Consider the following 12,962-nt stretch of genomic DNA (forward strand, 5'->3'; position numbering starts at 1 on the left):
GGCGCTCCTGCGGGCGGTCTTCCACGCGATCCCCCGCCCCCAACGCGGATGGGCGAAGCAGGCGGGCGATGGCGGGGCCGGACGCGTGATCATTCCTTGAAGCGGTAGCCGACGCCGTAGAGGGTCTCGATCATCTCGAAGCTCTCGTCCACCGACTTGAACTTCTTGCGCAGGCGCTTGATGTGGCTGTCGATGGTGCGGTCGTCCACATACACCTGGTCGTCATAGGCCGCGTCCATGAGGGCATTGCGGCTCTTCACCACGCCGGGCCGCTGGGCCAGCGCCTGGAGGATCAGGAATTCGGTGACGGTGAGGGTGACCGGCTCGCCCTTCCAGGTGCAGGTGTGGCGCTCGGGGTCCATGCGCAGGTTGCCGCGCTCCAGCACCTTGGCGCTGTCCACCTCGCGCGGGGCGACGCCGTCCTTGGCGCCGGCGCGGCGCAGCACCGCTTTCACCCGCTCCACCAGAAGGCGCTGGGAGAACGGCTTCTTGATGAAGTCGTCGGCCCCCATCTTGAGGCCGAACAGCTCATCGATCTCCTCGTCCTTGGAGGTGAGGAAGATCACCGGCATGTCGGTCTTCTGGCGCAGCCGGCGCAGCAGTTCCATCCCGTCCATGCGCGGCATCTTGATGTCGAGGATGGCGAGGTCCGGCGGATTGGTCTTGAAGCCGTCGAGGGCGGAGGCGCCATCGGTGTAGGTGTCGATGCGATAGCCTTCCGCCTCCAGGGCGATGGACACCGAGGTGAGGATGTTGCGATCGTCGTCGACCAGGGCGATGGTGGGCATGACACCTCTTTCAGCCGTCGGCCACGGGCACCCGCCACGGGCGATCGGCACGGCATTCGGACAGAGCACTTCGCCGCCGAGCGGAGCCCCCCTCGCGCGGCAAAAATGCGGCAACTCACATCATCAAGGCGCTTTCGCCAGGTGCGGCATCCAAAACGCCCCGTTTCCGGCCCCCTGCGCGGCCAGCACCCGCCCTGTGAAGCGGCAGCGCGTGGCCGAAATGTGACACTCAAGAGTCAACCGCGGCAAAATAGCGAGATTCTCACAAGACGCAAAACCTTCCAGCCCCATCGGCGGTGGATGGCACCGGCGACGGGCGGAACCATTCCAATGTCGTCGCCCCGGCCAAGGCGCCCCTTGCGGCCGGCGAGGGCGGCGGCCATCCTCCGCCGCGACCATACGGAGACACCAGCGTGACCGAGACCGCACCCGACGCCGCCGCGGCCAAGCCCGTGGCGCAGACCGCCGCCGCCACCGTGCGCCGGCTCATCCGCGAGGCCCGCTTCGGCACCCTGGCGAGCCTCGACGCCGACGGCGGCCCCTATGCCTCCCTGGTGGCGGTGGGCACCGATCCGGAGGGCCGGCCGACCCTGCTCATCTCCCGCCTCGCCCGCCACACCCAGAACATCGCCCGCGACACCCGGGTGTCGCTGATGATCGGCGATGCCGGCGCCGCCGATCCGCTCAACGCGGCGCGGGCGAGCCTCATCGGCCGCATCGTCGCCGCCGGCGACCCGCTGGTGCGCCCGCGCTACCTCGCCCGCCACGAAGCCGCCGGCGGCTATGTGGACTTCGCCGATTTCGGCTTTTACCGCATCGACATCGACCACGCCCACCTGGTCGAGGGCTTCGGCCGCATCGTCGACGTGCCCGGCGCCGCGCTGCTGACCGACTGGACCGGCGCCGACGACATCCGCGCCGCCCATGACGGCATCGTCTCGCACATGAACGCCGACCACGCCGACGCCGTCGCCCTCTACGCCACCGTTCTCGCCAAGGCGCCGGCCGCGGCCTGGCGCATGGTGGGCATCGATCCCGAGGGTTTTGAGATCGGCTCCGGTGAGCAGGTGCGGCATCTCATCTTCCCGCAGCGCAACACTAGTGTGGGCGAAGTACGGAAAAACCTGGTGTCCCTGGTGGAACAGGCGCGCAAATCGGACCAAGCCTGAGTGTTCAACGCCTTTCGTCGCCTTTTCTTCACCGAAATGCACTTCTAGCCTTGAGCTGCGGGGGCGAGGCGTGCCAGAGCAGACATTGCCCCGCGCCCAAGGCCGGCCGTGCGCCGGCGATAAAATCCTGGAGGACACGCCGTGCTTGAGACCGGTCATCGCAACAGCGCCTGCGGCGCGGACAGCTTCGGCTTGAAGCATCTCACCGCCGTTCACTGGAACCTTCTCGAGCCGCAGCTTTACGAGCATGCCCTGGAGCGCCTGGAAGGCAAGCTCGCGTCGGGCGGCGCACTGGTCGCCGAGACCGGCGCCCACACCGGCCGCAGCCCCAAGGACAAGTTCGTGGTGCGCGACGCCGCCACCGAGAACGCCATCTGGTGGGACAACAATGGCGCCCTCTCCGAGGACCAGTTCGAGGCCCTGTACCAGGACTTCCTGGCCGCCGCCGAGGGCAAGAGCCTCTATGCCCAGGACCTGTATGGCGGCGCCGACCCGGCCTGCCGCATCAAGGTGCGCGTCTACACCGAATTCGCCTGGCACTCCCTGTTCATCCGCACCATGCTGCGCCGGCCCGAGCGCGCCGAGCTCGACAGCTTCGTGCCCAACCTCACCATCATCGACCTGCCGTCGTTCAAGGCCGATCCGGCCCGCCACGGCGTGCGTTCGGAAACGGTGATCGCCGTCAACTTCACCCGCGGCATCGTGCTGATCGGCAATTCGTCCTATGCGGGCGAAATGAAGAAATCGGTCTTCACCGTACTTAACTACCTGCTTCCGGAGCAGGGCATCATGCCCATGCATTGCTCCGCCAACGTCGGCCCGGAGGGGGACGTCTGCCTGTTCTTCGGCCTGTCCGGCACCGGCAAGACCACCCTTTCGGCCGACGCCCGACGCACCCTGGTGGGCGACGACGAGCACGGCTGGAGCCGCGACGGCGTGTTCAACTTCGAAGGCGGCTGCTACGCCAAGACCATCCGCCTGTCGGCCGAGGCGGAGCCGGAGATCTTCTCCGCCTCCAACCGCTTCGGAACGGTGCTGGAAAACGTGGTGCTGGACCCCGTCTCCCGCGTGCCGGACTTCGATGACGGCAGCCTCACCGAGAACACCCGCGCCGCCTATCCGCTGGCCTTCATCCCCAATGCCAGCGCCAGCGGCCGCGCCGGCATCCCCAAGAACATCGTCATGCTCACCTGCGATGCGTTCGGCGTCCTGCCGCCCATCGCCCGGCTGACGCCCGCCGAGGCCATGTATCACTTCCTGTCCGGCTACACGGCCAAGGTGGCCGGCACCGAAAAGGGGGTGAAGGACCCGGAGGCCACCTTCTCCACCTGCTTCGGCGCCCCCTTCATGCCGCGCCACCCCTCTGCCTATGGCAACCTGCTGCGTGACCTCATCGCCAGCCACGGGGTGAACTGCTGGCTGGTGAACACCGGCTGGACCGGCGGCAAGTACGGCGTCGGCCGGCGCATGCCCATCAAGGTCACGCGCACCCTGCTCGCCGGCGTGCTGGACGGCTCGCTTCTGGATGCGGACGTGCGCACCGACCCCTATTTCGGCTTCAAGGTGCCCACCAACGTGCCGGGCATCGAGCCGCACGTCCTCCATCCCTCCAAGACCTGGGCCGACAAGGCGGAGTTCGACGCCACCGCGCGCCGGCTGGTGGCCATGTTCCAGGAGAATTTCGCGAAGTTCGAGGCCCATGTGGACGCCGCCGTGCGCGACGCCCAGCCCCAGGTGCGCATCGCCGCCGAGTGAGCGGCGCGCCGGCGCCGGGCGCCGCGGCAGGAAGCAAGACAGAAAGGGCGGCCGGGAAGCCTCGGCCGCCCTTTCGCATGGCCCCGCCCCAGCCGCCCGCACGCGGGCGGTCCGGATGACGCCGCCCGGTCGCGACAGCGTAAAGACATCGCCAACCATTGCCGCAATTGCCGCTTTCTAGACGCAAGGTCATGCCGGCTTCGTGCGAGAATCGACACAATGAACGACGAAGGTGCGCTCATTCGATTGGAGTGCACATCATGTTCGGGATGAAGAAGGTGGCGCTCGCGGCAGCCATGCTCGCAAGCGGAATCCTTTCATTTTCCCCGGTGCCGGCGGGGGCCCAGGCGTTGCGCCTCGGCCTTGCGGACCAGCGCGTTCAGGGGGCGGCAGTCGAACAGGTTGAATGGCGGGGACGACCCGGCGGCCAGGGCTATCGGGCCCCAGGGCGCGGGCCGGCGGTCGGCCGCCCCGGCTATGGCGGGCCGCGCTATGTCCGCCCCGGCGGGTATGGACGCCCGGTCTATCGACCGGCCTATGGTCGCCCAGGTTATGGCGGGCCCGTCTACGGGCGCCCCGTCTACGGGCGCCCCGGCTACGGTGGGCCACGCTACGTACAGGGCGGGCCGGGCTGGAACCGGCCAGGCTGGCGGCCCGGACCGGGCCCCGGACCCGGCTGGGGCCACCCCGGCTGGCGGCCGCCGCCCGGCGCCTGGGGCCCGGGCCGGTGGTATCCCGGCTGGGGCTGGAACCGCCCGGGCTGGGGTTGGGGCTATTATGACAACAGCGGCGCGTGGATCGCGCTCGGCGTCGCGAGCGGCGTGGCGCTTGGCGCGGCGGCGGCCGCGGTGGCCTCGGAACCGGTCGAGGTCATCGACGATTCCGTGGCCTACTGCGCGCAGCGCTACCGCTCGTACAATGTGCGCACCGGCACCTACACCGGCTACGACGGGTTGCAGCACCCCTGCCCGTAAAGCGGGGTCGCCGCGCCGCGCGGCCGTTCCCCCGCCGGATCGCGCAAGAGTTTGGCGCTGGCCGGATGACCGGCGCCCACTCCGGTGATCGGGGTTCGGCGTGCAAACCGGTGCGGCGGGCATCGACGGCCCCCTTGGCCGAGAGTCCTTGGCCGACAGCCCGGAACCAGACGCACGCCGCGGGCCCCCTCTCCCGAACACCGAACGCGCCGGCCTCGCCCCTCTGGTGACGCCGAGAGCCCAGGAGCGACCCGACGGACGGACGGGCTCAAAGGGCAGCGTCCGGCTGCCACGTCCTGGGCCGAGATACGGACGCATGCAATCGCCCTTGCGTCATCCGCCGTGCCGGGGCGCAGCGGTGCGGCGCGACAGGCGGGCGATGGAGTGGGACGCCTGGGCAGCGCCGCGCACCGCCCGCATGCCGCGGCCTCTTCGCTTACGGCGCGGCGGAAACACGACCTTCCGCGTCCCGGAACGCGAACACGGTCCGCAAGGCCCCGCCCCGGTCCGCGACGGGCACTTGAATGACCTCGTTCACAAAGTGGCTGGCTCTGAAAAGCGACCGCGCCACGCACGCCCGGAAACCCAAAAGCTCCTCAAGACCAGCTCCCGCCCCTTCGACGCCTTTGATCGGCCTGGGTTCCGCTCGCCGGCTGGAACTCGGGGGCTGGAACTCGGGGGCTCCGCCAAGACAAAGGCCCTCAAGACAAAGGCCCGGAGCGCGGCGCGCTCCGGGCCTTTGTCTTGAATGCAGACCTCGCGGCCCGGCCCCAAATCCAGCCACGCCCTGGAGCGGCAGCCTTCGCGGCGCACCATCGAGCAGCGCGGCGCCGAGGCCGAAGTGCGCGCCCTCGGACCATCCAAGATGAGGCCCGCGCGCCGCCGGCCCATCGGGCCCGCAGGACCCTGCGGGCTCCGGTCCGTCGCGCCTCAGCGGGGCGCGAGGATCATGATCATCTGACGGCCTTCCAGCATCGGCTCGGCTTCCACCTTGGCGATGGGACCGACCTCTTCCTTCAGCTTCTGCAGAAGCTTGTAGCCGATGTCCTGGTGCGCCATTTCGCGACCACGGAAACGCAGGGTCACCTTGACCTTGTCGCCTTCCTCGAAGAAGCGCTGCATGGCGCGCATCTTGACGTCATAATCGTGGTCATCGATGCCGGGACGCAGCTTGATCTCCTTGACCTCGACGACCTTCTGCTTCTTGCGGGCCTCGCTGGCCTTCTTCTGGTTCTGGTACTTGAAGCGGCCGTAGTCGAGAATCTTGCAGACCGGGGGCGCGGAATTGGGCGCGATCTCCACGAGGTCGAGGCCGGCTTCCTGCGCCAGCGCCAGCGCGTCGCGGATAGCCACCACGCCGCGATTCTGGCCCTCCTGGTCGATCAGCTGGACTTCGCGGATGCGGATTTCCTCATTGACGCGCGGTCCATCCTTCTCCGGCGCGACGGGTCTCATGGGGCGGCGAATGGCGGCGATCTCCTCAGCGGTGAATCCTGTTCCCGCGAGCGCTCGGGCATTGTCCACGAAGACGCGACGTGGTTCGCAGCCGCCGTCGTCGTGCCCCAAGGCTCAGGGTAGACGCTCAAGATCGTGACAAATGGGCAGAAAGTCAATGACCCGGCTGGATTTCCCGCCGCTCCCGGGCGCCAGGGCGCCGGTCTTTTCCGGGTCCCGGGCCGCCTCCGGCCGGCTGGACGCCTGCCCGCCGCGCACGGCATAGTCGCAGCAGCCACAGTTCAGCCGCGTTCCGCCCGCATCTCGGAGCTGATTCCCCGAGCGCGTTCGAAACGGGGTTGCCTTCTCGCCGGCACGGCCGGAGCCACGGTGACTTGAGATGATCGACGCCGTTTTCCCCTCGCACATCTGGCGCGGGCTTCTCGCCGCCTCCGCCCTCCTCGCCGGCGCCGTCCCGGCGCGGGCCGAAGGCCGGCTCGATGCCAAATATGTGCTGAGCGTCGGCGGCGTGGAGCTCGGACGCGCCTCGGTGGTGGTCCAGGCCGGCGCCGACAGCTACGAGATCTCCGGCTCCGGCCGCATCACCGGCGTGATGCGCGCGGTGTCGTCCGGCAAGGGGGTGGCCGCCGCCCGCGGCATGCTCACGGCCGGTAAGATGGTGCCGCGCGTGTATGCACTGAACGCGGAGGCCGACGGCAAGAAGGAAGGCGCGCGGCTCGCCATGGCCGGCGGCGCGCTGGCGGAGATGGAGGTCGACCCGCCGCTGAAGCCGGCGCCCGACCGCGTGCCGCTGACGAACGCCACGTTGCAGAACATCATCGACCCCATGAGCGGTGCCTTCGTCTACGTGCCCGCCCCCACCGAGCTGCTGTCGGCGGCCGCGTGCGAGCGGGCGGTGCCGGTGTTCGACGGCCGCCAGCGCTATGACATCGTGCTGACCTACCTGCGGACCGAGCAGGTGAAGGTCAGCGGATACAAGGGCCCGGCGGTGGTCTGCGGCGTGCGCTACCAGCCGGTGGCCGGCCACCGGCCGAGCCGCTACACGGTCCAGTACATGGTGGACAACAAGGACATGTTCGTGTGGCTGGTGCCCATCGCCGGCACCCGCCTCATGGCGCCATTCAAGGTTTCCGTGGCCACCATGATCGGCACCGCCGTGTTCCAGGTCACCAGCTTCGAGGCCAAGGCCGACGACAAGGCGAAGGACGAGCCGGTGCCGGTGAACGCGGCCAAGCCCTGACCGCCCGCCGCCAGGGGGGTGAAAGGCGAACCCGGCGCTCCCCGCGATTCGGTCGCGATTCGTTCGGCCCCTGTTCCAGGGGGGCCCGCACCCGGTGGCGCGCAGGCCATCCTGGGACAGCTCCGGCGCCCGCGCGCCGCGAACGCGGCTTTTCACACCCGCGCCGCGTTGACACTGCCGGTGCCGCCGGTGTTCCCTGGCGGAGCGTGAGCGTGTCACGCAAGAGGACATCATGTCGAAACGCAGCAAGGTTGCGGAGAAGCACGCGGCGGACGCGCCGCGCGGAGTCACATCCTTAAGCGAAGCCAAGGCCTGGATGGCGGCGCGGGAAATCACCGAGATCGAATGCACGGTGCCGGACCTCGCCGGGGTGGCCCGCGGCAAGATCATGCCGACGTCCAAGTTCGCCTCATCGCCGGTGATGAACCTGCCGCTCTCCGTGTTCCTGCAGACCATCTCCGGGGAATACCCGTCCTACGACGGCCTGGTGGATTCGGTCGTCGCCGACAGCGACCTCGTGCTCGAGCCGGATTTCTCCACCCTGTGCTCGGTGCCCTGGGCCCAGGACCCCACCGCGCAGGTGATCCACGACGCCTTCCACCGCGACGGGCGCCCGGTGGAGATCGCCCCCCGGCAGGTGCTGAAGCACGTCATCAATCTCTACGCCGCCAAGGGCTGGAAGCCGGTGGTGGCCCCCGAGATCGAATTCTATTTGGTGGAGCCCAACACCGATCCCGACTATCCGCTGAAGCCGCCGGTGGGCCGCTCCGGGCGGCCGGAGATCGGCCGGCAATCCTATTCCATCCAGGCGGTGAACGAGTTCGATGCCCTGTTCGAGGACATCTACGACTATTCGGAAGCCCAGGGCCTGGAGATCGACACGCTGATCCACGAGGACGGCGCGGCGCAGATGGAGATCAACCTGCGCCACGGCGACCCGCTGGCGCTGGCCGACCAAGTGTTCCTGTTCAAGCGCACCATCCGCGAGGCGGCGCTCGCCCACAAGATCTACGCCACCTTCATGGCCAAGCCCATCGCCAACGAGCCGGGCAGCGCCATGCACATCCACCAGTCGGTGGTGGACGCCCAGACCGGCCGGAACATCTTCTCCGACAAGGACGGCGACCCGACGCCGGAATTCTTCTCCTTCATCGCCGGACACCAGAAATACCTGCCGGCGGTGATGTGCATCCTCGCCCCATACGTGAATTCCTATCGGCGCCTGACCCGCGATTCCATGGCCCCCATCAACGTGCAGTGGGGCTATGACAACCGCACCGCCGGCCTGCGCGTGCCCCCGGCCGTGCCCGAGGCACGGCGGGTGGAAAACCGCGTGCCCTCCTCGGACGCCAATCCCTATCTGGTCATCGCCGCCTCGCTCGCCTGCGGCTATCTCGGCATCACCGAGGGCCTGCGCGCCACCGACCCGCTGGAAGGCGACGCCAAGGACCTCGATTTCGAGCTGCCGCGCGGCTTGCTTGAAGCGGTCGCCGCATTCGAGGATTGCGAGCCCCTGGCGGAGGTGCTCGGCAAGCGATTCGTCGCCACTTATGCGGCGGTGAAGCAGGCCGAGTTCGAGACCTTCATGCGGGTCATCTCCCCCTGGGAACGCGAATACCTGCTGCTGAACGTATAGGCGCCCCCGGCCCTTCCCGGCCGCCAGAAACGGAGCAGGACATGGCCTCCCCACGCCCCATGGCGCATCCCGCATCATGGTATGTGGCAACCGCCAACCCCATGCCGGACTTCCCGCCCCTCACCGGGGCGGCGGAAGCCGACGTGTGCGTGCTGGGCGGCGGCTACACCGGCCTGTCGGCGGCGCTGCACCTCGCCGAAGCCGGCTTCGACGTGGTGCTGCTGGAGGCCTCCCGGGTCGGCTCGGGCGCTTCCGGCCGCAACGGCGGGCAGATTCATTCGGGCCAGCGCCGCCACCAGGATTTTCTGGAAGCGGCGGTGGGCCTCGACGATGCCCGCAAGCTATGGACGCTCGCGGAAGAGTCGAAGGCCCTGGTGCGCGACCTGGTCGCCCGCCACACCATCGACTGCGACCTCGCCGACGGGCTGATCCTGGCCGACCACAAGCCCCATTACGTGGCCGAAAGCCACGCCTATGCCGCGCACCTGCGCGACACCTACGGCTATGAGGCCATCGAGCCTCTCGACCAGGAGCAGGTGCGGGCGCTGGTGGGGTCCCCCGCCTATTACGGCGGCGTCTTCGACCGGGGCGGCGGCCACCTGCACCCGCTCAATTTCGCCCTCGGCCTCGCCGGCGCGGCGCGGCGCGCCGGCGCGCGCATTCACGAGCGCACCCGCGTGACCGCCCGCGTCGACAGCCCCCAGGGTGTCACCATCACCACCGACACCGGCACGGTGAAGGCCCGCTTCCTGCTGGAATGCGGCAACGGACTCATGGACGGGCTGGACCGGCAGGTTGACACCCATGTCATGTCGATCTGCAACTACATCGCCGCCACCGAGCCCCTCGGCACGCGGGCGCGCAGCATCATCGCCAACGGCGCGGCGGTGTCGGACAGCAAGTTCGTGGTGAATTATTTCCGCCTGTCCCGCGACGGACGACTGTTGTTCGGCGGCGGCGAGAGCTACCGGCGCACCCTGCGCGACAACATTCCGGCGTTCGTGCGCCCCTTCATGGCGCGGATTTTTCCGCAGCTCGCGGACGTGCGCATCGATTACGGCTGGGGTGGCGTGCTCGGCATCACCCTCACCCGGCTGCCGTTCGTGCGGCGCCTGTCCGACCATGTTCTGGTGTCGGCCGGCTATTCCGGCCACGGCGTGGCCCTGGCGCCCCTGTTCGGCAAGATCCTGGCCGAGGCGGTGCAGGGCCAGCTCGAGCGCTTCGACCTGCTGGGACGCCTGCCGGTTCCCAGCTTTCCGGGCGGCACCCTGCTGCGCTACCCGCTGCTGGTGGCCGGCCTCAGCTATTACGCCCTGCGCGACCGGCTCTGAGCCCGCGAACACCCGGCGGCCCAGACGCCCCGCCTCGCGCCAAAACGGCGAGAGACGGCAGCGGTGGCGCGGATCAGTTCAGTCCGCCGAGGGTGCGGGCCTCGTTCAGCGCCTTCATGCACCCCGCTTCGTCGCCGGCGGCCTGCAGGTTGATGGCGGCATTGAGCGCGCCCAAGGCGCCGTCCTGCGGCGGGTTGAGGCCGGCGGCGGCCAGCGAGCCGGGGGTGGGCTGACGGTCATCCTGGGCGCCGATGCTCTGCGGCTCGGAGGGCGGGCGCGCCGGCCGCGGCTCTTTCGCCTTCAACTGCGCCTGCACGGTCACGATCTGCTCCAGGCACGCCTGGGCGCGGGCCGGCGTGGGGCCGGCGACCAACGCCGCGGCGAGACTGGCGAACACGGTCGCGTTCAAGGCCAGCGCCTTGAGCGGCCGGGGGGAAAGCGCGCGCGCGATGACGGGTCCCATGGCCGATCCTTCGACTTCAAGCGGCATCTCGAAGACCGGCCCGCGAGGAACAGCGTGCCGGCTCCCGGTGGATAAGGCGCCGTGCGCCGACGCGCCGCCCGTGCGTCGGCCGGCGCGTTCGCCTGTTAGAGCCCAGCCCCGTCGCCCCCGCAAGGGGCAGGGAAAGCGGCGCACCGGAGGGCGGCTGCCGCGGCGCGAGGGCACCGACGCCCATGCGAACGCCCATGCCCCGGACCTGATGCGCCGGACCCGGTACACAAGGCCCGGCGCAGCCTTGGCGGGCGCGCCGGGCCGGCCGTCAGCCGTGGCCCACCTTCTCGCGGCGCTTGCGCACCAGCATGTTGAGGCCCTCGATGGCGGCCGAGAAGCCCATGGCCGCGTAGACATAGCCCTTGGGCACGTGGGCGCCGAAGCCTTCCGCGATCAGCGTCATGCCGATCATGATGAGGAAGCCCAGGGCCAGCATCACCACGGTGGGGTTGGCCTCGATGAAGCGCGCCAGCGGGTCGGCGGCGAGCAGCATGCAGGTGACCGCCACGATGACGGCGATGATCATGATCGGAATGTGCTCGGTCATGCCGACGGCGGTGATGATGCTGTCGATGGAGAACACCAGGTCCAGCATCAGGATCTGCGCGATGGCCGCGGCGAACCCCAGCGAGGCCTTGGTGTCGAACATGTCGTCATTGGGATGGGGATCCACATTGTGATGGATCTCCTTGGTGGCCTTCCACACCAGGAACAGGCCGCCGGCGATGAGGATCATGTCGCGCCACGAGAAGCCATGCCCGAACACCGTGAACACCGGGGTGGTCAGGGTGACGATGATGGCCACCGTGCCCAGCAGGGCGAGGCGCAGGATCAGCGCCAGGCCGATGCCGATGCGCCGCGCCTTGGTGCGGTATTGCGCCGGCAGCTTGTTGGTGAGGATGGAGATGAAGATCAGATTGTCGATGCCGAGCACCACTTCCATGGCGATCAGCGTAATGAGCGCGACCCACGCCGCGGGGTCGGCGGCAAGATGCAGAAGATAATCCATCAGAGGTCACCTTGGGACGATGAAGACCGGAAAGGGAAAGGCGCCGGGTCGGCCGGCAGCGCGCGCGGGGGCGCATGAACCCGGATGGCGCCGGGCCGCACCTTGAAGCAGGCGGGCGTGAAGGTGACGAGCTCGCCGTCCGTGTTCACCGGCCGGGGCCGGCTGGTGCGCACCACCACTTCGGTGGTGCTGAAGGCACGCACGTCGTCCCACTGGCCCTGGGTGCCGCGCCGGAGGCTGGGCAGCAGCGCCAGCAGGCGCCACCAGTGGTCCACCTCCAGGCTGTAGAAATCGAGCCGGCCGTCGTCGGCGGTGGCGGTGGCTTCCACCGCCATGCCGCCCCCGTAATAGCGCCCGTTGCCCACCGATACCTGAAGGGTGCGCACCGTCTCCACCGTGTTGTCGTGCTCGATGAAGGCGGTGAACAGGCGGGATTGCCACAGCAGGCGCGCGGCCACGATGCCGTAGCCGAGCACCCCGAACCGCTTCTTGGCCCGGGCGGTGAGGGCGCGGGCGAGATCGGCGCTGAAACCGATGCTGGCGACGTTCAGGAACGGATGCCCGTTCACGTCGCCGAGGTCCACCGGACGCGGCGGCCTCTCGACGATGACCCGGGCGGCCGCCGCCAGATCGGGCGGGATGCCGAGGGTGCGGGCGAAATCGTTGGCAGTGCCCAGGGGCAGCACGCCGAGCGGCAGCTGGGTGTCGTGGAGGCCCAGGGCCGCCGCGTTCAAGGTGCCGTCGCCACCGCCAAGGATGACGAGATCGACATGCCCCGCCTGCTGGCGGATCACATCGCTGATGGCCGTGGCCCCCGCCGCCCGATCGGGCCATGGCGCCTCGATCAGGTCGATGGCCCCGGCGTGCAGCACCGCCCGCGCGGCCGCAAGCGAGGCGCCGCCCTGGCGGGCGCGAGGATTGGCAAGCAGCAGCGCCCGGCGGTGGCCGGGCACGGGCGCGGAAACCGTCATGACGGCGGCAAACGGATCATCGGGGCCTCAATCCTGGGGGCATTCGCTGGAGAACGCCCGGTACCTGGCGCCGCGCCCCAGGGGGCCGGGCGGCCGGACAGAGCGTCCAGGCCAGCGGTACCGTCCCCATGACACGCGATG

The 12,962-nt window shown here is 69.3% G+C and carries 11 protein-coding genes; 6 read left to right on the forward strand and 5 right to left on the reverse strand.

The annotated features are described in order from the left end of the window. Window positions 1-89: 89 nt before the first annotated feature. Window positions 90-788, reverse strand: a complete 699-nt coding sequence (locus V5F53_RS16765; protein WP_393996255.1) for a response regulator transcription factor — start codon at window positions 786-788, stop codon at window positions 90-92. Window positions 789-1,201: 413 nt separating this feature from the next. Here V5F53_RS16765 and V5F53_RS16770 point away from each other — a divergent pair, with 413 nt between their 5' ends. The 3 genes from V5F53_RS16770 to V5F53_RS16780 all read left to right on the forward strand — a co-directional run bounded on the left by V5F53_RS16770 (window position 1,202) and on the right by V5F53_RS16780 (window position 4,686). Beyond that, complete coding sequence (locus V5F53_RS16770) at window positions 1,202-1,957, forward strand: HugZ family pyridoxamine 5'-phosphate oxidase (protein WP_393996254.1); 756 nt, start codon at window positions 1,202-1,204, stop codon at window positions 1,955-1,957. A 141-nt stretch (window positions 1,958-2,098) separates the two neighbouring features. Further along, the gene (locus V5F53_RS16775) at window positions 2,099-3,712 is read left to right on the forward strand and encodes a phosphoenolpyruvate carboxykinase (RefSeq protein ID WP_393996253.1); all 1,614 of its coding nucleotides are present in this window, start codon (window positions 2,099-2,101) and stop codon (window positions 3,710-3,712) included. A gap of 260 nt (window positions 3,713-3,972) precedes the next feature. After that, the gene (locus tag V5F53_RS16780) at window positions 3,973-4,686 is read left to right on the forward strand and encodes a BA14K family protein (RefSeq protein WP_393996252.1); all 714 of its coding nucleotides are present in this window, start codon (window positions 3,973-3,975) and stop codon (window positions 4,684-4,686) included. 930 nt (window positions 4,687-5,616) lie between these two features. Here the strand turns inward: V5F53_RS16780 and infC are convergent. After that, window positions 5,617-6,141, reverse strand: a complete 525-nt coding sequence (infC, locus tag V5F53_RS16785; RefSeq protein WP_393996251.1) for a translation initiation factor IF-3 — start codon at window positions 6,139-6,141, stop codon at window positions 5,617-5,619. A gap of 379 nt (window positions 6,142-6,520) precedes the next feature. On the opposite strand from infC, the gene V5F53_RS16790 reads away from it, so the two are divergent. The 3 genes from V5F53_RS16790 (at window position 6,521) to V5F53_RS16800 (ending at window position 10,348) form a co-directional block, all read left to right on the forward strand. After that, window positions 6,521-7,381 (forward strand): DUF3108 domain-containing protein, encoded by an 861-nt coding sequence (locus V5F53_RS16790; protein ID WP_393996250.1) that lies wholly within the window; start codon window positions 6,521-6,523, stop codon window positions 7,379-7,381. Between the two features lie 232 nt (window positions 7,382-7,613). Then, entirely contained in the window at window positions 7,614-9,017 is a 1,404-nt protein-coding gene (locus V5F53_RS16795) for a glutamine synthetase family protein (RefSeq protein WP_393996249.1), read from the forward strand. A gap of 41 nt (window positions 9,018-9,058) precedes the next feature. Further along, on the forward strand, window positions 9,059-10,348 hold the full coding sequence (locus V5F53_RS16800) for an NAD(P)/FAD-dependent oxidoreductase (protein ID WP_393996248.1): 1,290 nt from the start codon (window positions 9,059-9,061) through the stop codon (window positions 10,346-10,348). Between the two features lie 73 nt (window positions 10,349-10,421). Here the strand turns inward: V5F53_RS16800 and V5F53_RS16805 are convergent, their stop codons facing one another. The 3 genes from V5F53_RS16805 to V5F53_RS16815 form a co-directional block, all read right to left on the reverse strand. Next, window positions 10,422-10,811, reverse strand: a complete 390-nt coding sequence (locus V5F53_RS16805) for a hypothetical protein (protein WP_393996247.1) — start codon at window positions 10,809-10,811, stop codon at window positions 10,422-10,424. A 298-nt stretch (window positions 10,812-11,109) separates the two neighbouring features. Beyond that, on the reverse strand, window positions 11,110-11,850 hold the full coding sequence (locus V5F53_RS16810; RefSeq protein WP_393996246.1) for a TerC family protein: 741 nt from the start codon (window positions 11,848-11,850) through the stop codon (window positions 11,110-11,112). Beyond that, a complete protein-coding gene (locus tag V5F53_RS16815; RefSeq protein ID WP_393996245.1) occupies window positions 11,850-12,821 on the reverse strand; it encodes a lipid kinase in 972 nt (323 codons plus the stop codon). Before V5F53_RS16815 ends, V5F53_RS16810 begins: the two co-directional genes overlap by 1 nt. Between the last annotated feature and the right edge of the window lie 141 nt (window positions 12,822-12,962).

This window comes from Xanthobacter cornucopiae (genome assembly GCF_043195065.2).
Taxonomy (GTDB): domain Bacteria; phylum Pseudomonadota; class Alphaproteobacteria; order Rhizobiales; family Xanthobacteraceae; genus Xanthobacter.